Below are 20,072 nucleotides of genomic sequence, written 5' to 3'. Positions count from 1 at the left end.
ATCTTAAGCTTTGAAAAATAAACTTACTGCGTTTTTCCAGCGCATCATAAACTGGATAAAAAAAAATAAAATAAAATCAGCAATTGCATTTCTGCTTTTGCTGATTTACTATTTTTCGATACCCCGAACTTTATTTAAAGAACCTTATTCTACTGTTATAGAAAGCAAAGAAGGAGAATTGCTTGGCGCAAAAATTGCACGAGACGGACAATGGCGGTTTCCTGCCCAGGACAGCGTTCCTGATAAGTTTAAAAAATGTATTGTTTATTTTGAAGATGAATATTTCTATAAACATCCGGGATTTAATCCGGCTGCAATGATAAATGCTTTTAAACAAAACAGAAAAGCAGGAAAAGTAGTTAGGGGAGGAAGTACTTTAACCCAGCAGGTTATTCGGTTATCGCGAAAAGGAAAAAACAGAAACTATTTTGAAAAATTAATTGAAATTATTCTCGCTACAAGATTAGAGTTAGGATATTCAAAAAATGAAATTCTGGAAATGTATGCAGCACATGCGCCATTTGGAGGAAATGTTGTAGGATTAGAAATGGCTTCGTGGCGCTATTTTGGAGTGCAGTCGAATCAGTTATCGTGGGCTGAAAATGCCGTTTTGTCTGTTTTGCCAAATGCGCCAAGTTTAATTTATCCGGGAAAAAATCAGATAAAATTATTAAATAAACGAAACAGGCTTCTTTTAAAATTACATCAGGAAGGAATAATTGACAAGCAGACTTATGAACTTTCGATAGAAGAACCCCTTCCGCAGAAACCGTATGACCTGCCTCAAATCGCTCCTCATTTACTGCAGAGAGTAGCTAAAAGCGAAGAAGGAACCCGCGTAAAAACTACCATCGATTATACCTTACAAAACAGGGTAAATCAAATTGCGAGATATTATTACAATCAATACAAGCAAAATGAAGTTCATAATCTGGCTATTTTGATAATTGATGTGCAGAACAGAAATGTAATGAGTTATGTTGGAAATTCACCAGCTGATGCAGATCATCAAAAAGATGTTGATATTATTGACGCTCCCAGAAGCACAGGAAGTATTTTAAAACCGCTTTTGTATAGTGCAATGCTGGATGATGGCGAATTGCTGCCCAATACATTAGTTGCAGATGTCCCTACACAAATTTCCGGATATACGCCTCAAAATTTTAATCTCACTTTTGATGGTGCTGTTCCGGCACATAGGGCTTTGTCACGCTCGCTGAACATTCCTGCGGTATTAATGCTCCAGGATTTTGGAGTAAATAAATTTTATGAAGAACTGCAAAAATTTAAATTAAAGAATATCAATAAAACTCCTGATCATTATGGCTTGTCACTTATTTTAGGAGGTGCAGAAAGTAATTTATGGGATTTGTGCAGGACTTATGCAAATTTGTCTTCTACATTAAATTATTACACTAAAAATAAAAGCAAATACAGAATAAATGAGTTTACAGAATTAAATTATAAAAACGATTTTAAACCTGATTTTGGATCAGAAACTGATCAGAAGAATATTTTGGGTGCCGGATCAATCTGGCTGACTTACAATGCAATGGAAGAAGTTAACAGACCGGAAGGCGATGAAGCATGGAAATTTTATGACAGTTCTTTAAAAATTGCATGGAAAACAGGGACAAGTTTTGGGAACAGAGATGCCTGGGCAATTGGGACAAACTCAAGATATGTTGTCGGAATTTGGGTTGGAAATGCAACCGGAGAAGGAAGGCCGACTTTAACAGGAGTCACGAGTGCTGCGCCAATTTTGTTCGATGTTTTTAATTTACTGCCAACACAAAGATGGTTTGATACTCCGTATAAAGATCTGGAAGAAGTTGAGGTATGTCGTTTAAGCGGTTATCTGGCAAAAGAAAACTGCCCAAAAATTAAGCAATGGGTTTCTAAAAAAGGAAAATCAACAAAAGTTTGTCCGTATCATAAAACAATACATTTAGATAAGACAGAACAATTTCAGGTAAACAGCAGCTGCGAAAGTGTCGAAAATATTGTAACTAAAAACTGGTTTGTACTGCCTCCGGTTATGGCGTGGTATTACAAAAGCCAGCATATCGAATATCTGCCTCTTCCACCGTTTAAAGAAGGCTGTGAGGGAACACAAACAACAACAATGGATTTTATTTATCCAAAAGCAAACAGTAAAATTTATCTAACAAAAGATTTTAACAGCAAAGTACAGCCAGTGATTTTAAAAGTTGCTTATTCTGAAAGAGATAAGGAATTATTTTGGTATGTTGACGATGTTTATAAAGCTACAACCAAAACGTTTCATGAATTACCCATAACACCAACAACCGGAATACATTATGTTACAGTTGTAGATGCTTCCGGCAACGAAATCAGAAGAAAAATTGAAATTGTGAGGGAATAAAAAACTATGCTTACATTATTTTTAATTTTTGGTAAGCATCAGGGTTTTTAGTTATTCTAAAAGCAGCTCCAAAAGTAAATCCCTTAATTACAGGGTTGTTTATATTGCTATAAGGCAGAGAGTATCCAATTCCCAAATCCACCATATTGAAAGCAGATATTCCTGCTAATGCATAGGCATGTCTGTTTGAAGTTCCGGCTTTAATAAACAATAAACTTCTATTTATCGAAAGATGTAAATCAGGTAATCCGTAATATTTGTTATTATAACCAGTTATGCCATACCCAATTCCTAAAAAAGCTTTGGTCGTACCTGATCCGCATTTCCAGTATTCCAAACCAGCCGTAAATTGGTTTCTTTCAGCATAAGAATATGATAAATTCAGGATTAGTGATTCGGGAAATTGAAAACTATTATGATGGTAAGATTGTTTGTAATTAAAATCCTGTGAATGCGATTCATGGTTATTTTCACCGTACCATTTTGCGGTATTTATTAAATGATTGCGATTTTCACCAGTTGAAAAACCTTCAATTTGCTTCCAGTTTTTCTCAACCAAAACGGTATCATTTTGTGCTGATATTTTTGAAGAAAATAAAAAAAGAATTATAAATAAAAAGCACGAATGCAGCCTAATGAACATTTGTTGAAAATTAAATTTATGAGTTACAAAAATAATTACTTGCGTTATTTTCTAAATCCTCTAAAAGCTTTATTAGTATAAATATAAGGCATGAAATATTGGGCACAAAAAAACCGCCAGTCTTGCGAAAGGCGGTTTTTTGTTTTTTATTCTGTAATAACATTTCCTTTTTTGTCGTAGAAATGATATTCTAAATACGTGTAAGCGTCACGAGGTATGATTTTCACCCATTTCTTATGTTCAAAAAACCATTTTGAACGTAATGATGGAAAACCTTTGCTGAGGTATGCAGCCACAAACGGGTGTGTATTTAACACAACTTTATTGTGGGTTTTAAGAAGTCGGTCTAAATCAGATGAAATCTTATCAATAATTAAAATTGGTGCTTCAATTTCACCATTTTCATTGTTAGGATCTTCTTCTCTGGTTTTGATGTTGACTTCCGGTCTTACGCGCTGTCTTGTAATCTGGACCAAACCAAATTTACTCGGCGGTAATATTTTATGTTTTGCTTTATCGTCGCTCATTTCTTCTCGCAAGAAGTCGAACAAGACTTTCCTGTTTTCGGGATTAGACATATCGATAAAATCAACTACGATAATTCCGCCCATATCACGCAGACGAAGTTGTCTTGCGATCTCTGCAGCGGCAATCATATTAACTTCCATGGCCGTGTCTTCCTGGTTGGTTGCTTTATTCGAACGGTTTCCGCTGTTAACGTCTATAACGTGCAGCGCTTCAGTATGTTCGATTATAAGGTAAGCACCTTTACTCATTGAAACAGTTCGTCCAAATGAAGTTTTGATTTGTCTCTCTATATTGTATTTCTCAAAAATTGGAGTATCATTTGATTGATAAAACTTAACAATCGATTGTTTTGAAGGTGCAATTTCCTGCAGATATTCCTTCGTTTGGTGGTACAACTCTTCATCATCTATTTGAATACCGCTGAAGGTATCATTAAATACATCTCTTAATATTGAAGAAGCTCTGTTAAGCTCTCCTAATACTTTTGATGGATGATGAGCAGTTGGTAATTTTTTACACATTGCAGACCATCTGCCAAGCAGGTTCTGCAAATCTTTTTCTAATTCGGCTACGTTTTTGCCTTCGGCTACTGTACGAACAATAACACCAAATCCTTTAGGTTTGATCGATAGAACAAGTTTTTTTAGACGATCCTTTTCTTTTTTGTCTTCTATTTTTTGAGAAATAGAAACGCGGTCAGAAAAAGGAACCAGAACAATAAATCTTCCAGCCAATGAAAGCTCAGCACTTATTCTTGGGCCTTTGGTCGATATAGGTTCTTTAACTACTTGAACTAAAACAGATTGATTGGCACTTAAAATATCAGTAATGATGCCATCTTTGTCAATCTCTTTTTCAAACTGAAAGGTTTTTAGGGAGAAATCTTTTAATTTACCTGCGCTTACAAGTTTTATGAATTTCAGCTGAGAAGCTAAGTTTGGTCCTAAATCATGATAATGTAAAAAGGCATCTTTTTCAAAGCCTACATTTACAAAAGCAGCATTAAGTCCAGCAACTGGTTTTCTGATTTTAGCAATAAAAATATCACCAACCTGAAAGTTGCTTTTCTCTTCTTCTTTGTGTAATTCAATTAGTTTTCCATCTTTTAATAAGGCAAAATCTACGGCATCAGAACTAGATCTAATGATTAATTCTTTATTCACACTGTAAATTTTTATCTGTTTTTTCAGAAAATAGAAAAGAGAGAGAAGAGCATAGATTCAATAAAATCTAAAATCTAAAGTCTAAAGTCTAAAATCTTATCTACAGATGGATTAAACAATATTTAAACAGGTATTATACCCGGAGGATATTAGTTTGCAGTTTTCAGTGACAGTTTTCAGTTTAAATATTAAGCTGAGTACTGAGACTGTATACTGAGACTAATTTCCAATTTCAATGAACGTTTAAAAAGAAAAAAGTAGTTTAAAACTACTTTTTCTTTTTGTGGCGGTTAGCTCTCGCTCTTTTTTTTCTTTTGTGCGTCGCTACCTTATGTCTCTTTCTTTTTTTACCACTTGGCATATCGTGTCAGATTTTATGTTAATTAATAGTATTATTTTGCTTCGTTGTTCGTTTTTACGCCTTCTACAAATACTTTTGCAGGCTTAAAAGCAGGGATGTTGTGTGCTGGAATTTTAATTGTAGTGTTTTTAGAAATGTTTCTACCAGTTTTTTCAGCTCTGGTTTTTACAATAAAACTACCAAAACCTCTTAGGTAAACATTGTCTCCTGTTTCTAGAGAAGTTTTTACTTCTTCCATAAAAGTTTCTACTGTTGCTTGAACATCTCCTTTTTCAAGACCTAATTTCTCTGAAATTTTCGCTACGATATCTGCTTTCGTCATTTTCTTTCCTATTTTATTTATAAATGGTGTACTATTTTTTTGAGTTTGCAAATATAGGAATTAAAAAAATAATTAATCAAGCTAATTCGTTAAATTTTAATTACATAAACATTTACTTTTGCATTTTAAGGATTTAACGATGGATTTTCATAAAACACTGATAAATTGGTATTTACAAAATAAACGTGATCTTCCATGGCGAAAAACCGCCGATCCGTACCAAATTTGGCTCTCAGAAATTATGCTGCAGCAAACAAGAGTTGCGCAAGGAATGCCTTACTTTTTTGCATTTACAAAGGAATTTCCTACGGTTTTTGATTTGGCAAATGCCTCTGAAGAACAAGTTTTAAAACTTTGGCAGGGACTTGGATATTATTCCCGTGCCCGAAATCTTCATAAAACAGCAAAATTTGTCGCTGAGGATCTGAGCGGAAGTTTTCCTCCTTCATATAAAGAACTTTTAAATTTAAAAGGTGTAGGCGAATATACTGCGGCAGCTATTGCTTCTTTTTCTTATAATGAAGCGGTTCCTGTTGTAGACGGAAATGTTTTTAGGGTGCTTTCCCGATATTTTGATATCGAATCTGATATTGCACTGCCGGCATCAAAAAAAGAATTTACAAAACTTGCTTATGAATTAATGCCAAAAGATAATCCTGCAATTTTTAACCAGGCAATTATGGAGTTTGGCGCACTGCAATGTGTCCCAAAAAGTCCTAATTGTATGGTTTGTGTTTTTAATGACAGCTGTCTGGCTTTGCAGAAAAAGAAAGTAGATGCCCTTCCGGTAAAATCTAAAAAGGTAAAAGTAACCAATAGATTTTTTAATTACCTGATTTTGGAAGATTCTCTACAAAATACTACTGTACAAAAAAGAACAGCAAAAGGAATCTGGCATAACTTATACGAGTTTCCCCTTTTAGAAACTAATGAAATTGTTGATTTTGATTATATTTCAAAAGCAGTAAAAAATGATATATTTCCATCGTATACTATATTAAGTATAGAAGATTGCAGTGAAGCGACGGTAATCCATAAACTTTCGCATCAGCATCTTCATATTCAGTTTTGGAAAATAAAAATCAATGAAGTACTGGAAAATGGAATTGATTTAAAAACTTTAAAAAGTTTTCCTTTTCCAATTGTAATTTATAATTTTATAGAAAAGCAGGAAATAAATTGCTAAAAAAATGTATCTTTGGTAGAAATACCGCTATTAATTATGAATGGAACATTAAATAAGGTTATGCTTATTGGTCATTTAGGTGATGATGTAAAAATGCATTATTTCGATGGAGGAAACTGCATTGGGCGTTTTCAGCTGGCTACAAATGAAGTTTATATTAATAAAACGACCAATGAGAAAATAACGTCGACAGAGTGGCATAATTTGGTTGTGCGTAACAAAGCTGCTGAAATTTGCGAAAAATACCTTTCTAAAGGAGATAAAATATATATTGAAGGACGCATTAAATCAAGGCAATGGCAGGCTGAAGATGGGACGACAAAATATACGACAGAAATTCAGGTTACAGAATTTACTTTTCTGACTACCAAAAAAGAAACTGCAAGTCATAAACCAAATCACGATCAGGAATCAGCAAAAAACCCTAACTTTGATGCACCAAACGAAGGCTTACCAATAAATGATCTGCCTTTTTGATTGTTTAACTAATCTTATGTAATTTGGACCCGGAGCCCAGTTTATTATTTAATACAACTTTAGACACCAATTTAATAATTGGTTTTGTCGGAATATTTATTTTGCTGTTTTTATCGGCAATTGTCTCAGGTGCCGAAGTAGCACTTTTTTCTTTATCTCAAAAAGATATTGATGATACTCTTCAGGAAAATGTCTCAAAAGGAAAAATTATTTCTGACCTTTTGGATAAGCCCAAAAAACTTTTAGCGACCTTATTAGTAGCCAATAACTTTTTAAATATCGGAGTTGTAATTTTATTCTCTTTTATCGGAAGAAATATTTTTGCCACTGTTGAATCTCTGGTTTTAAAATTCATTTTAGAAGTAATTCTGGTTACTTTTCTGATTTTATTGTTTGGCGAAGTACTGCCAAAAGTATACGCAGCCCGAAACAATATAAAATTTGCCAAACGTTTTGCTTACTCCATTTCTGTTTTAGATAAATTACTCTCGCCAATAAGCTTGCCAATGCGGAGTGTTACTTTATATTTGCACAATAAATTAGGAAAACAAAAAAATAATTTTTCGATCAATCAGCTTTCTCAGGCTTTAGAATTAACAGATTCTGAAGGAACATCAACTGAAGAGCAAAAAATTTTAGAAGGAATTGTTTCTTTTGGTAATACTGATACAAAGCAGGTTATGAGTCCGCGGATTGATATATTTGCCTTAGAAATATCAGAATCATTTGCCTCAATTTATCCTAAAATAATCGAAAAAGGATTTTCAAGAATTCCTGTTTACAGAGATAATATTGACCAGATAGAAGGCGTTTTGTTTGTTAAAGACCTTCTGCCGCATATTGATAAAGACGATTTTGACTGGACATCGTTAATTAGAGAAGCTTTTTTTGTTCCCGAGAATAAAAAACTGGATAATTTGTTAAAGGATTTTCAAAGTTTAAAAAGCCATTTGGCAATTGTGGTTGATGAATATGGCGGAACCTCCGGATTGGTTTCTTTAGAAGATGTAATTGAAGAAATAGTTGGAGATATCAGTGATGAATTTGACGATGAGAATTTGAATTTTTCGCAAATAGATGAAAAGAATTTTCTTTTTGAAGGTAAAATAAACCTCAAAGATTTCTATAGAATTGTCGATGTTGATGAAGATGTATTTGAATCACACAAAGGTGAGGCAGAAACGCTGGCAGGATTTATTCTGGAAATTTTGGGTAATTTCCCTAAAAAAGATCAAAAAGTCGCTTTTGAAAATTGTGTTTTTACCATTGAAACCGTTGATAAAAAGCGCATAAAACAAATTAAAGTAACAATAGAATAATGTTTAAAAAGATAATTTCGGCTGCGGTAATTTTACTAACCTTAACAGTTATAAGCTGTAAAGACGAAGTACTGCCAAAACCGGCAAGTTTCCTTCGATTAGATTATCCGGAAGCAAAGTATGTCAATTTTGAAAATACCTGCCCGTTTACTTTTCAAATGAACGAAGACGCTGTTATTAAAGGTGAGAAAGAATGCGGATTTGCGATTACGTACCCAAAAATGAAAGCGACAATATACCTGACTTATAAGCCTGTACACGGCGATATTGAAAAGTTGTTGAAAGATGCTCAAAAGCTTACTTACGAACACGTAATTAAAGCCGATGATATTCTGGAACAGCCTTACTTAAATCCGGAAAAGAAAGTCTATGGAATGTTTTATCAGGTTGATGGAAACGCCGCTACAAACTCTCAGTTTTATGTTACCGACAGTACAAGACATTTTATAACAGGATCGGTTTACTTTTATGCAAAACCCAATTTTGATTCTATTATGCCGGCCGCAAGTTATATTAAAAATGATATGCAGCGTTTAATGGAGACATTAAAGTGGAAATAAAAATAAAACAAAAACGGCGTTCAATCTGAGCGCCGTTTTTGTTTTGGTAAAGTTTAAATTTAAGATTTAAGATTTAAAATTCGAAACCTTATATGTTTTTCCGTCTCCGGTTTGCTGAACAATTTTGGTCAATGATTCAGGATTTTGAACCGTTTTGTCAAAAGTTACAGTTGCTGTTTTTTTGTCAAAATCGACCGCGGCTTTTTCAACACCGTCAAGATTTGATAATTCTTTTTCGATTGTTTTGGCGCATCCAACTGCACAAGTCATTCCTTCGATTGTAAAACTTGCAGTTTGTACATTTTCCGGTGCAATTGCTTTTTGTTCTTTAGGAGTTTCTATGCTTTTTATATTCGCCAGATTTTTATCTTCTTCTTTTTTGCAGCTCACAAATACAAGACCTGCAATGGCTAATGAAGCTATAATTTTTGTAAATTTCATTATATATGATTTTTAATTGAATAATCGTATTTGGTTGCAAAATTAATAAAAAACGAGAGGTCAGTTCATAAAAATAGTACAAATTTGCAGTAAAATAATTTTTATGGATGCAAAACAATTAAAGTGGGCTTACTTGCTGGTATTGTCCTTAATTTGGGGAAGTTCTTTTATTTTAATTAAACGAGGACTGGTTGGTTTAACAGCAATTCAGGTTGGTTCTTTCCGAATCATTTTTGCAGCAGTTTTTTTATTGATTGTTGGTTTTAAAAGTCTGAAAAAGATTTCCCGCCGCCAATGGAAATTTGTTGCTGTAACTTCTTTATTTGGAACATTTACTCCGGCCTTTCTTTTTGCAATTGCCGAAACAGAAGTTGACAGCTCCATAGTAGCCATTTTAAATTCACTGACACCTTTAAATACTTTAGTTTTAGGTATTCTTATTTTTGGGATTCAATTTCAAAAACGACAGGTTTTAGGTGTTTTTGTTGGTTTGGCTGGCTGTATGCTGTTAGTTTTAAGCGGTGCATCTGCGCATCCAGGGCAAAATTATTATTATGTTATTTTGGTTGTTATTGCGACACTTAGTTATGCTGTAAATGTAAATTTAATCAAGAAATATTTATCTGATTTAAATTCTCTCAGCATCACCACAGGAAATTTTGCCATATTGCTTATTCCGGCTTTATTGATTTTAAGCACAACCGATATTCCGCAGAGAATAAATCTTGAAGCAGCACAGCATTCTATTTTCTTCGTCATGATTTTAGGTATTTTAGGAACCGGAATCGCAAATGTTTTGTTCTTTAAATTAATTCAGATATCGTCTCCGGTTTTTGCAACTTCGGTTACGTATTTAATTCCAATAGTCGCCTTTTTCTGGGGATTATTAGATAATGAAATGCTTACGCCAATTCAGTTTTTTGGTGCTTTTATTATTTTGATTGGCGTTTATTTATCGGCTAAAAAATGATTTCTTTTGAGTTATGAATTATAAGTTATAAGTTTCGTGCCGTTGTTACCCTCAGCGAAGTTGAAGGGACGCAAAGAGCTTCGATATTAGATTGGCGGCTTATTTTGCAGGAGTAAATTGTATTCAAAATTCCACAAAGATTATCAAACATAGCCCAAGGTTTCAGCTTTTGGGAACGCATTGTAAATTACGTTATGTTCCAATGGTTGAAACCATTGGCTATATTTTTAAAAAGCTTTGTCAAAGTTTTAAACTTTGACAAAGCTTTTATCTCAGAATCTCAGAATCTCAGAATCTCAGAATCTCAGAATCTCAGAATCTCAGAATCTCAGAATCTCAGAATCTCAGAATCTCAGAATCTCAGCGCCTTAGCACCTTTATAAAAAATCTGCCTCAGAAACTCCTTCGTTAATTTTAATTTCAGACATTTTGATATCCAATTCAAAACCAATATTCTGAACTAAATTAAAAGGGACTTTTACACCTTTTACTTCTCTGTAATCGTTAAAATTTGTTATTTGTGTAACCGATTTTCCGCCTTGCTCGCGAAGTTTGGATTCTGCTGTTTTTAGCCCCGATTTTACATCGTAAAAATAAGTCGTTTTACCGTCTTTAATTACATAAGCATCACTTCCGTTAACTGGTTCAATGCTGTCAACTTTTAAATCTGTTCTTTTTACTAATTGTAATTCTTCAAAAGGAGCGGCATTTGCTTTCATTTCTTTAAGATCTTCACCTTCAAGGTTCTTGCGCTGTCCTTGCTGTTCGATATAAGCACCTTTGTCATTAACAACCTGTTTCATTAAATTCATAGTTCCCATAGAAAGCGAAACCATCATTTTTCCTTTAGAATCTAATTTTGATATAAAAGTCAATGGAGTAGGTGCCTGCGGAATAGTTGTAGAACCATTCATATAAAGAGTTTTTACTGTTGTTACAGCTTTTTCTCCGCCAATGGCTTTAATATAATTCTCAAAAACAGTTTTTGCTGAAATGTTTGTCGGGGCTTCTTTTTTAACGGCAGGTTTTTCAATCGGATTTCCGTATTTATCAAAATAATAAATCGGAATTTGAAGTTTTTCTAAACCTGAAATTACATCAGAGCCTTTTCCAACAATAACAATTCGCATGTTGTCCAGTAAAAAATACTTGTTTGCAACGCGGTAAATATCATCTGCAGTTACATTATTTATGGTCTGAATATATTTTTCATAGAAATCAGCCGGAAGTTTTTCTGTTTCAATGTTTAAAGCATAACGGGCAACAGCCTGAGGTTTTTCGACCTGCATAACAAAACGGCCTATATATCCGGCTTTTACATTTCTTAAAACTTCAGGATCAACTCTTTCCGTACGAACTCTTTTAATTTCTTTGATAAACTGAATCACTGCACTGTCGGTAACTGCATTTCGTACGGCAGATGAAGCTTTGAATTTGGTTACATATTTACCGGCGCCAATGCTTGAATTTGCACCATAAGTCCACGCGTGTTGTTCGCGTAAGTTCATATTTAAGTAGCTGTTAAAATCACCGCCTAAAATTTGATTTGCAATTACGGCCGGGAAAAAATCAGGATCGCTCATTCTTAAATTTACGGTGTTTACCAAAGATATTTCAGATTGAACAGCATTTGGAACATCAACAAAATCAATTTGAAGTTTAGATGCGTTTTCCGGATTTGGATATGTATTTTTTGGCGCGGCTTGCTTTTTCCATCCGCTAAAAAGTTTTTCAACTGCAGCTTTTGTTTCCTTGAATTTTACATCACCGATAACAACCAGATAAGCATTTTCAGGGACAAAATAGGTGGCATAATTTTTCTGAACATCCTCAAGTGTAACATTCTTTACGGTTTCTTCAGAAAGATATTCGCCGTTAGGATGGTTTTTTCCAAAAGCTAAAACATCAACAACACGATTTGCAATTGCCGGTACGCTTTTTTCATCGGCTTTAAGCCCTTCCAGTAATTTTGCTTTTTCTTTATCAAATTCAGTCTGCGTAAAATTTGGCTGTAAAGCACCTTCGGCTAAAAGTTCTAAAACACGTCCTGAATATTTGGACAATGAACTCGCAAAAGCACCTTGGGATGTAAAGTTTATGTTGGCTCCGTAAAAGTCAATTTCTTCATTAAAAGCTTCTTTTGGAGTTTTTTTAGTTCCGTTGCCTATTAAACTGCTGGTCAGTTCGTCGACACCTTTTTTGTTTCCTTCGGTAAAGGGGGCATTGTCGAGTGTAAGGTTAAAACTTACTCGTGGTAATTTATGGTTTTCGACAACCAGAACTTTCATACCGTTTGCCAGAACAAAGGTTTGAGGTTTTTTAATATTGACTACAGGTGAATTTCCTGGTTTTGGTTGTGGACGGTCTTGTGCTTGCATAATTCCAGTTAGGAATAAAAGGATTAAAAAAGTATGTAGATTTTTCATGATTCGATATTCTTAGTTCTGCGATTTTGGGGACGGAATATAATCTAAAATTAAACGTTGGTTTGTATTTAGATATTTCTTGGCAATCTCTCTAATTTCTTCTCTTGTAATAGAGTGGTAAATATCAATTTCAGTATTAATTAAATTTACATCTCCGTAAAGCAAATAATACGAAGCCAGATTTTCTGCAATTCCTTCTACGCTCGCATTGGCATTCACAAAATTATTATCGAATTTGTTTTGTAATTTCTCGTAATCTTTTTCAGAAATCAAATCGGTTTGGATTTTTACGATTTCTTCATCCATTTCTTTTAAAATATCGGCCGTGGTATACGGAGCCATCGGTAATCCGTACAAAATATAAGTGCCGTAATCTTCCTGACTAAAACCAACTGCACCAATCTGAAGTGCCATTTTTTTATCGTCGACAATTTTTTTGTACAATTTCGAACTTTTTCCATCACTTAAATAAGAAGAGATTAAGTCTAAAACTCTGGCGTCTCTTGTTTTCATAGACGGTGTTCTGTACGATGCTACGACCATTGGAATCTGAATATTAGGATCCTCATAAGTTGCTTTTATCGGCTGTGTTATCGGTTCTTCTGTAAAGGTTTGTTTTTTAACTTCCTCACCTCTTGGGATTGGTCCGAAATATTTCTGAACCCATTCTTTTGCTTTGGCTTTGTCAAAATCTCCTGCAACAACCAAAACAGCATTATTTGGAGTATAGAATTTTTTATTGAAGGCCTGAAATTCTTCAAGTGTTGCTGCATCCAGATCTTTCATAGAGCCGATAGTTGTCCAGCGATACGGGTGGTTTTTGAACATATTCTTTTTAACTTCCGGAAGAATATTTCCGTAAGGCTGATTGTCGTAACGCATTCTTTTTTCTTCTTTAACCACTTCATTTTGCGTTTCAACTCCAATTTTGTTGATAATCGGATGCATTAATCTTTCAGACTCCATCCATAAACCTAATTCTAAATTATTGGAAGGGAAAACTTCATAATAATAGGTCCTGTCGTCAGAAGTATTGGCGTTATTGACACCGCCATTTGCGGTAACGATTTTCATCCATTCGCCGCGTTTAATATTTTGAGTCCCTTCAAATAATAAATGTTCAAAAAAATGTGCAAAACCAGTGCGATCCGGTCTTTCGTCTTTTGAACCAACATGATACATAACAGAAGTAATAACTACCGGCGCCGATGGATCGTTGTGCAGAATGACATGCATGCCGTTATCTAAATTGTATTCTTCAAAAGCTACCTTTTGAGCATGAGCTACCCCGCCAAGCATTAGTGCTGCACTTAACATCATTATTGAATTTTTCATAAAGATTAATAAATATTATACCTATAAAATATTGGTAGTAAAGATTTGTTTATAGTTACATCAAAAGTAACCTTTTTTATGCAGGTTTTCTAAATTTGAAGCAAATGCATTTAAAATTAATAGTAATTTACACCTGTTTAAAATTGTTGTTGTCTTTAAAAGTGCCTGAAAAACAGAGTTTAAAAGGAAATAAATATTTTTAGAACAAGAGATTGCACAGTAAATTATTAGTTGTATATTTGCAACCTTAAAAATCAATAAATCAATTTGGTATGTATGCAATCGTAGAGATAGCAGGGCAACAATTTAAAGTAAGCAAAGACTTAAAGGTTTATGTTCACCGTTTAGCTAACGAAGAAGGTTCAAAAGTTTCTTTTGACAAAGTTCTTTTATTAGATGATAACGGAAACGTAACTTTAGGCGCCCCAGCTATAGAAGGTGCTTCAGTAGAAGCTAAAGTGTTACAACACTTAAAAGGTGATAAAGTTATCGTTTTCAAAAAGAAAAGAAGAAAAGGATACAAAAAAAGAAATGGTCACAGACAATATCTTACACAAATTGTAATTGAAGGTATTACTGCAGCAGGAGGAACTAAAAAAGCAGCAGCTAAAAAAGCAGTTGTAGCAGAAGAAGCTCCGGCAGCTACTGAAGAAGCTCCAAAGGCTAAAAAAGCAGCAGCTCCAAAAGCAAAAAAAGAGACTACTAAAGAATAATAACAATATTTAAACTCATACGTCATGGCTCACAAGAAAGGTGTCGGTAGTTCGAAGAATGGTAGAGAATCAGAATCAAAACGTTTAGGCGTTAAGATTTATGGTGGTCAAGCTGCTATTGCTGGAAACATCATCGTAAGACAAAGAGGTTCTAAACATAATCCAGGAGAAAACGTTTACATTAGTAAAGATCACACTTTACATGCAAAAGTTGATGGAGTTGTTAAGTTCCAAAAGAAAAGAGATAACAAATCTTATGTTTCTATTATTCCATTTGAGGCATAATAATCATAAAGATTACTTTTTACAAAAACCCGTTCTGAAAAGATCGGGTTTTTTGTTTTTGTATTTTTTGAAAGACTTTAAAACTTATATTTGTCGTTAAGGATTTTTAATCCTTTTGATATTTTAAAATTTAGAAGTTGAAAAAAATAATATATTTTATACTGCTGCTGGGTTTCTGTACTTATGGAAAACCTGTTTCAGACAGTATAAACAGTAATTTAAGTTCGTTAAATGATGAGCAGAAAAGTGTTTTGTATGAACTTGCCGTTCTGAAAAAAAATGGTTTCAATCCAGATCAATTTTGGCTGAAACATAAAAACGAATTTCCAAAATTAGGCGATAAAGTTAGAGATGAATTAGCGCTGCAGGTTTATGCTAATTCTAAGGTTTTATACACTGCGCCTAAAAACTCAACAATTCAGTTTTGGATGCAGACTCAGCTCCTTACCAACTGGATGTTTTATTTATCAGCATTTATTGCTATCTGCGCCATTATTGCGTTGTTTAAAAAATATTGGAATCTTCTTATTAACTTTTTAATCAAACATCTGGCACCTTTATTTCGATTTTTGTTTTCTCCGGTTCTGCTCACTTATGAATTGCTGCTAATAAGCGTAATTTGTATATTTTACGGCTGTACAGTTGAGGAATTTGTACTTCGCACCGTTATATCCATATAGGATTATGTTTGCTTTGGAGTCAGTCTACAGCAATATTTACAAGAGAATATTTTATTAATAAATATGCTTTTAAATTAAAACATAATTTTTGGGGAACAGATCCTTGGGAAACTGTAAAAACGGTCTGCATTCCTGCATTTGCGCTTACGCAGGCTCTTTTGTATGTGTTGTACAAAGTTCCGCAGGATGTTTTTTATAATTATGAAATAGTTTTATCCGGAATTGCAGCGATTTATGCTTTACCGTTTTGGCGATTTTTAGAGAAATATCTATATCCTCTTTTGTTTCCTTTTAAAAGCGACAGCAGGACAAGAAGTATCAGTTCGCTTGGAGGTTGTACAGTTATTGCGCTTATTGCTGTTATAGTGCTGGTTCTTCAATGGAATCCGATTTTTTATAATGTAATATCTGCGTTGACTGCTTTACTTCTGTTTTCGTTTTTGATTTTATCAACAAAAGAGAACTACAGAATCAGTTTTAGGAATTATTATTACCTGCAGTTTGTTACGGTTCTGTTTCTAAGTGCAGTTTTTCTATACGGTTTGTATGTTCGTATAAATGAGGTTATATGGTTTGCTATAATCGGAACAAGTATTTATATCATGATAAAATATTTAGAATTGTTTTCGTTTTTCCCTAACGAAAAGACTAGTAAAACCAGGGCATGGAAATTACTTGGAGCAGCGGCTTTGCTGTGGCTGATGGGAAAAGGAATTTTGTATGTTTCTAAAGTTTTATTTGTCAACTAATAAAAAACCTTTGTCAAAGTTTTAAACTTTGACAAAGGCCGTTATCTTTAATTTTGAGATTTGGAAATTTTAAAATTTCTCTATTCTGTATCTTTAGTTTCTTCTAAATCTTCTGTTTTTCTTCCCACTTTTACTTTTGGATTATCCTGAGTTCCTGTAACGGTTAACGGAATTCCGAAAATCCCTAAAGGAGGTAATCCTAAACGCATTTTTAAATTGAGTTTTCCGTCCAGGCTTGTTGTTCCTTCAATTCTTGGTCTAAAGCCTGCAAACTTAAATTTAAAGCGCTCTATGGTCATTATATTGTTTTTAATTGTTGTTTTGATATCAACTTTAGAAACATCAGGGTTTTTCATGGATTCGTTATTTGTTTTCTTGCTTACGGCATTGAACATTTTTAAACCACGCATTTTTACATCCTTTACAGAAAGTATTCCGCCGCCGGTTAGCGAAGGATAAACAGGTTCCATATTTCCGTTTAAACGTCCTTTTAACTGATAATCCAGTGAAACAATTCCCTGCGCTTTTTCAGCAGCACTAGCCATTTTTCTGAATACTTCAATTTCATTGTACGCTCTTTTGATATCAAAATCCGACGCTTTAACAGTGTAATTGAAATTTGCATTTTGAGGTGTCACAGCCTGATAATTAGCATTCATAACAACTTTGCAGCCAATTAAATTAAAGCCGGTATTCTGCATTGTCAATTTGCCTTTGTTCATAGTCAGATGTCCGGCCGCATTTTGAAGATTTAATTTATCAAAATTTACTTTTTGGGCACTGGCTAATAATTGTATGTCTAAATTGGATGGAATAATAATAACGCCTGTTTGGTTAGCCTCTGTTTTAGTTTGTGGTTTTGAGGTTTCAGTTTTTGCTACAGAAGCATCTGCCGAAGTATTCGACATAAATTCATCAACATTAATATATTGAGCCGAAACTTTAAAAGAACCTTTTAAAATACCTGTTTTAGTTGTTGCATAATTGAATACATTCTGCAGATAACCATTCATTTTAAAATCTGACTGACCGTAAGCTGCCAAAAAGTTATTGAAGGACATTTTATCCTGATTGATTTTAAAAAGGCCTTCTTTAATGATAAATTTTTTAGGCAGATATTCAGATGCGATTCCAATGTTTCTTAGTTCTAGTGTTCCTTTGTTGTAGAGTTTGCTATAATTTCCTCTTTCTGCATCACTTTGTTTTCCTTTTAAAACTAAATCGGCTTTGATGAAACCATCTAAATCCAGTCCTTTTTGAGAAAAAACTTTATAGATTTTATTTACATCAAGTTCTCCTTTTGCTTTAATATCGTAAACTAAATCATTAAAATCACTCAAGTCTGCCTGTACAAAAACAGGTTTGCCTTCAAAAGTAAACTGAGCTGGTTTTAATTTAATTTTTAAATCTTCAAAAGTTCCTTTTTGATTATCAATTTTAGATTTTATAATGATATTGGTAATTGGGTTTGGATAATATTTTGTTTTTAAATAACCATTTTCCAAATTAAAAGTGCCTTTTGTAATTGGGAACAGTTTGTTTTTTTGATCAAATTTTCCATTTGCCCGAATGTCTCCGGCCAAAGACCCTTTTAGTATTACATCAGGAATTCCGAGTGCCTTGGTTAATTTTCCAAGATCTATTTTCGCTTTAAAATCAGCATTAATGTCTGGCGTGTTGGCGCCTTTTATAAAGAATTTAGATTTTAAATAATCCTTATTGATGTTTAATGATAAAATTTTAGCATCGACAGTTAAAAGATCCGGATTTAATGACGGAACTTTCGTTTTAACTTCTAAGTTTAAATTTGATACAGGAAAGGCGCTTTTCTCATAATTAACAGATCCGTTGTCGATTTTTACGTCAAGATTTAAATCGGGAGCAATGTTTTTAGAAGCGATGTAATTTCCTTTTAAAGTAAAAAGTAAATTGGTGTTTCCTTTTAATTCAGTTTTGGAAAGCCATGTAATATATTTAGGAGGAAAAGCCGTAAACACATCGTATAAATCACTATTGTCAGATTTAATGACAAAATCCATGTTATAACCGTCTTTCAAAATGTCAAATTTACCTTTAAAATCGACTAAAAGCTGATTGATTTTTAAGTTGTTCTGCTGAAAGAAAAAAGATAACGAATTGATGTTTACTTTCGTTATTAAGTCGGCATCGATTTTCTTGTTCATTAAATAAGGTTCATTTTCATAAACAATATTCAGTTTTTCAATTTTAGCTTTTGAGTATAAATCGAACACGGCTTTGTTCAGGTCGCCTTTTCCTAAATAATTAAAACCTAATGCGTCAAAATGAACTTTCGTCGATTGATCATCATAAATAATTTTACTGTTTATAATTTCAATTCGGTCTAATTTTAAAGCAGTTTCGGTTGTGTCAGTTGATTTTGAAGCTTCTGCCTTAGATTTGTAAATGTTATAATTGGCTTCTCCTTTTGGATTTACTTTTACATTTATAAAGGAATCAGATAAATAAATCTGATCAATTTTTACAGATTTGCTAAATATTAAACTGGCGACATTTATACCAAAAGATACTTCTTTGGCCGTAATAAATTTTTCGTTTTTGTAAGGTGCCGATCCGTTTAGACTTAAATCGTCTAATGTTAGTGTTAAAGAGGGAAAGTGACGAAAAAAAGAAACTGAAACATCAGAATAATTAAGCTCTGCGCTTAGTCTTTCGTTAGCTGTTTTTTTAATTTGTTCTTTAATCTGATCTTGAAAAACGATAGGCGTTAAAAATAGTAATCCTAAAATAACGGCGAAAGTGATTCCGAAATACTTCGCAATTTTAAATACGATTGATCTGGATTTACTTTTTTGCATGGTGAATTGTGTGATATTAAATATAAAAGAGTATCAGGGGTAACTATCCGTGAACAGTTTCTTTTTTACCGTAATTAGTAATGATAGAGCCTTCATATTCAATCCATTCTTTCCATCTTTTGTCGATATCAATATTGTCCTGATATTTTCTGGCAAATCCTAGAAAAGTAGTATAATGTCCCGCTTCAGAGATCATTAAATCACGATAGAATTTGGCCAGTTCTTCATCTTTTATATTTTCAGAAAGGACTTTAAAACGCTCACAGCTTCTGGCTTCGATCATAGCAGAAAACAACAAACGGTCGCAAAGGGCATCGCGTCGGCTTCCGTCTTTTTTCATGAATTTAAAAAGTTCATTTACGTAATGGTCTTTTCGTTCGCGTCCTAAAGTAAGTCCGCGCTTTTTTATAACCTCATGAACCATTTGTAAATGTTCCAGTTCTTCTCTGGCAATAACAAGCATTTCGGTCACTAATTCCTCTAATTCAGAATTATAAGTAACAATACTTATGGCGTTTGAAGCTGCTTTTTGTTCGCACCATGCATGATCAGTCAAAATTTCTTCAATGTTTGACTCCACGATATTTACCCAGCGAGGGTCTGTAGCTAATTTTAATCCCAACATAATTTCCCGGCATTTTAGTTCCTGCAAAATTAGTGTTTTTTATTGCTAAAAATCAGGAAATATTGA

Annotated in this window: 18 protein-coding genes; 10 read left to right on the top strand and 8 right to left on the bottom strand. The window is 33.6% G+C overall.

Annotated features, from left to right (window positions below; all coding sequences use genetic code 11):
• Positions 1-10: 10 nt before the first annotated feature.
• Positions 11-2,386, top strand: a complete 2,376-nt coding sequence (pbpC, locus tag ASE21_RS04340; protein WP_057121339.1) for a penicillin-binding protein 1C — start codon at positions 11-13, stop codon at positions 2,384-2,386.
• A 10-nt stretch (positions 2,387-2,396) separates the two neighbouring features.
• On the opposite strand, the gene ASE21_RS04335 is transcribed toward pbpC, so the two are convergent.
• The 3 genes from ASE21_RS04335 to ASE21_RS04325 all read right to left on the bottom strand — a co-directional run bounded on the left by ASE21_RS04335 (position 2,397) and on the right by ASE21_RS04325 (position 5,403).
• Complete coding sequence (locus ASE21_RS04335; RefSeq protein WP_057121338.1) at positions 2,397-3,029, bottom strand: hypothetical protein; 633 nt, start codon at positions 3,027-3,029, stop codon at positions 2,397-2,399.
• 146 nt (positions 3,030-3,175) lie between these two features.
• Positions 3,176-4,720, bottom strand: coding sequence for a ribonuclease E/G (locus ASE21_RS04330; RefSeq protein ID WP_057121337.1), 1,545 nt, complete (start codon positions 4,718-4,720; stop codon positions 3,176-3,178).
• A 392-nt stretch (positions 4,721-5,112) separates the two neighbouring features.
• A complete protein-coding gene (locus ASE21_RS04325; protein ID WP_007805026.1) occupies positions 5,113-5,403 on the bottom strand; it encodes an HU family DNA-binding protein in 291 nt (96 codons plus the stop codon).
• A 139-nt stretch (positions 5,404-5,542) separates the two neighbouring features.
• On the opposite strand from ASE21_RS04325, the gene mutY reads away from it, so the two are divergent.
• Genes mutY through gldD form a run of 4 tightly spaced genes read left to right on the top strand, consistent with a single transcriptional unit; the run spans position 5,543 to position 8,945 of the window.
• The gene (mutY, locus tag ASE21_RS04320) at positions 5,543-6,589 is read left to right on the top strand and encodes an A/G-specific adenine glycosylase (RefSeq protein ID WP_057121336.1); all 1,047 of its coding nucleotides are present in this window, start codon (positions 5,543-5,545) and stop codon (positions 6,587-6,589) included.
• Positions 6,590-6,625: 36 nt separating this feature from the next.
• Positions 6,626-7,066: a single-stranded DNA-binding protein gene (locus tag ASE21_RS04315; protein ID WP_057121335.1), complete on the top strand. Its 441-nt coding sequence runs from the start codon at positions 6,626-6,628 to the stop codon at positions 7,064-7,066.
• 23 nt (positions 7,067-7,089) lie between these two features.
• Entirely contained in the window at positions 7,090-8,385 is a 1,296-nt protein-coding gene (locus tag ASE21_RS04310) for a gliding motility-associated protein GldE (RefSeq protein WP_057121334.1), read from the top strand.
• Complete coding sequence (gene gldD / locus ASE21_RS04305) at positions 8,385-8,945, top strand: gliding motility lipoprotein GldD (RefSeq protein WP_057121333.1); 561 nt, start codon at positions 8,385-8,387, stop codon at positions 8,943-8,945. The genes ASE21_RS04310 and gldD overlap by 1 nt, the downstream gene beginning before the upstream one ends.
• Before the next feature lie 66 nt (positions 8,946-9,011).
• On the opposite strand, the gene ASE21_RS04300 is transcribed toward gldD, so the two are convergent.
• The gene (locus tag ASE21_RS04300; RefSeq protein WP_057121332.1) at positions 9,012-9,386 is read right to left on the bottom strand and encodes a heavy-metal-associated domain-containing protein; all 375 of its coding nucleotides are present in this window, start codon (positions 9,384-9,386) and stop codon (positions 9,012-9,014) included.
• Between the two features lie 103 nt (positions 9,387-9,489).
• Here ASE21_RS04300 and ASE21_RS04295 point away from each other — a divergent pair, with 103 nt between their 5' ends.
• Positions 9,490-10,356 carry a DMT family transporter gene (locus ASE21_RS04295; protein WP_057121331.1) on the top strand — a complete coding sequence of 289 codons (867 nt, stop codon included), beginning with the start codon at positions 9,490-9,492 and terminating at the stop codon, positions 10,354-10,356.
• A gap of 377 nt (positions 10,357-10,733) precedes the next feature.
• Here the strand turns inward: ASE21_RS04295 and ASE21_RS04285 are convergent, their stop codons facing one another.
• Positions 10,734-12,782, bottom strand: coding sequence for an insulinase family protein (locus tag ASE21_RS04285; protein ID WP_057121329.1), 2,049 nt, complete (start codon positions 12,780-12,782; stop codon positions 10,734-10,736).
• A 12-nt stretch (positions 12,783-12,794) separates the two neighbouring features.
• Positions 12,795-14,117, bottom strand: a complete 1,323-nt coding sequence (locus ASE21_RS04280; RefSeq protein WP_057121328.1) for a M16 family metallopeptidase — start codon at positions 14,115-14,117, stop codon at positions 12,795-12,797.
• Positions 14,118-14,389: 272 nt separating this feature from the next.
• On the opposite strand from ASE21_RS04280, the gene rplU reads away from it, so the two are divergent.
• The 4 genes from rplU to ASE21_RS22195 all read left to right on the top strand — a co-directional run bounded on the left by rplU (position 14,390) and on the right by ASE21_RS22195 (position 16,544).
• On the top strand, positions 14,390-14,830 hold the full coding sequence (gene rplU, locus ASE21_RS04270; protein ID WP_057121326.1) for a 50S ribosomal protein L21: 441 nt from the start codon (positions 14,390-14,392) through the stop codon (positions 14,828-14,830).
• 24 nt (positions 14,831-14,854) lie between these two features.
• Positions 14,855-15,115: a 50S ribosomal protein L27 gene (rpmA, locus tag ASE21_RS04265; RefSeq protein ID WP_008466657.1), complete on the top strand. Its 261-nt coding sequence runs from the start codon at positions 14,855-14,857 to the stop codon at positions 15,113-15,115.
• Positions 15,116-15,252: 137 nt separating this feature from the next.
• On the top strand, positions 15,253-15,795 hold the full coding sequence (locus ASE21_RS22200) for a hypothetical protein (protein ID WP_242410221.1): 543 nt from the start codon (positions 15,253-15,255) through the stop codon (positions 15,793-15,795).
• A gap of 8 nt (positions 15,796-15,803) precedes the next feature.
• Positions 15,804-16,544 carry a hypothetical protein gene (locus ASE21_RS22195; protein WP_242410220.1) on the top strand — a complete coding sequence of 247 codons (741 nt, stop codon included), beginning with the start codon at positions 15,804-15,806 and terminating at the stop codon, positions 16,542-16,544.
• 80 nt (positions 16,545-16,624) lie between these two features.
• Here ASE21_RS22195 and ASE21_RS04255 read toward each other — a convergent pair whose 3' ends face one another.
• Positions 16,625-19,381 (bottom strand): AsmA-like C-terminal region-containing protein, encoded by a 2,757-nt coding sequence (locus tag ASE21_RS04255; RefSeq protein ID WP_057121325.1) that lies wholly within the window; start codon positions 19,379-19,381, stop codon positions 16,625-16,627.
• Between the two features lie 43 nt (positions 19,382-19,424).
• Complete coding sequence (locus tag ASE21_RS04250) at positions 19,425-20,006, bottom strand: tRNA-(ms[2]io[6]A)-hydroxylase (protein ID WP_057121324.1); 582 nt, start codon at positions 20,004-20,006, stop codon at positions 19,425-19,427.
• Positions 20,007-20,072: the final 66 nt, after the last annotated feature.

Source organism: Flavobacterium sp. Root901 (genome assembly GCF_001429765.1).
GTDB lineage: Bacteria > Bacteroidota > Bacteroidia > Flavobacteriales > Flavobacteriaceae > Flavobacterium.
Note: the sequence above shows the minus strand (reverse complement) of the source record. Positions and strands in the feature narration are given on the sequence as shown.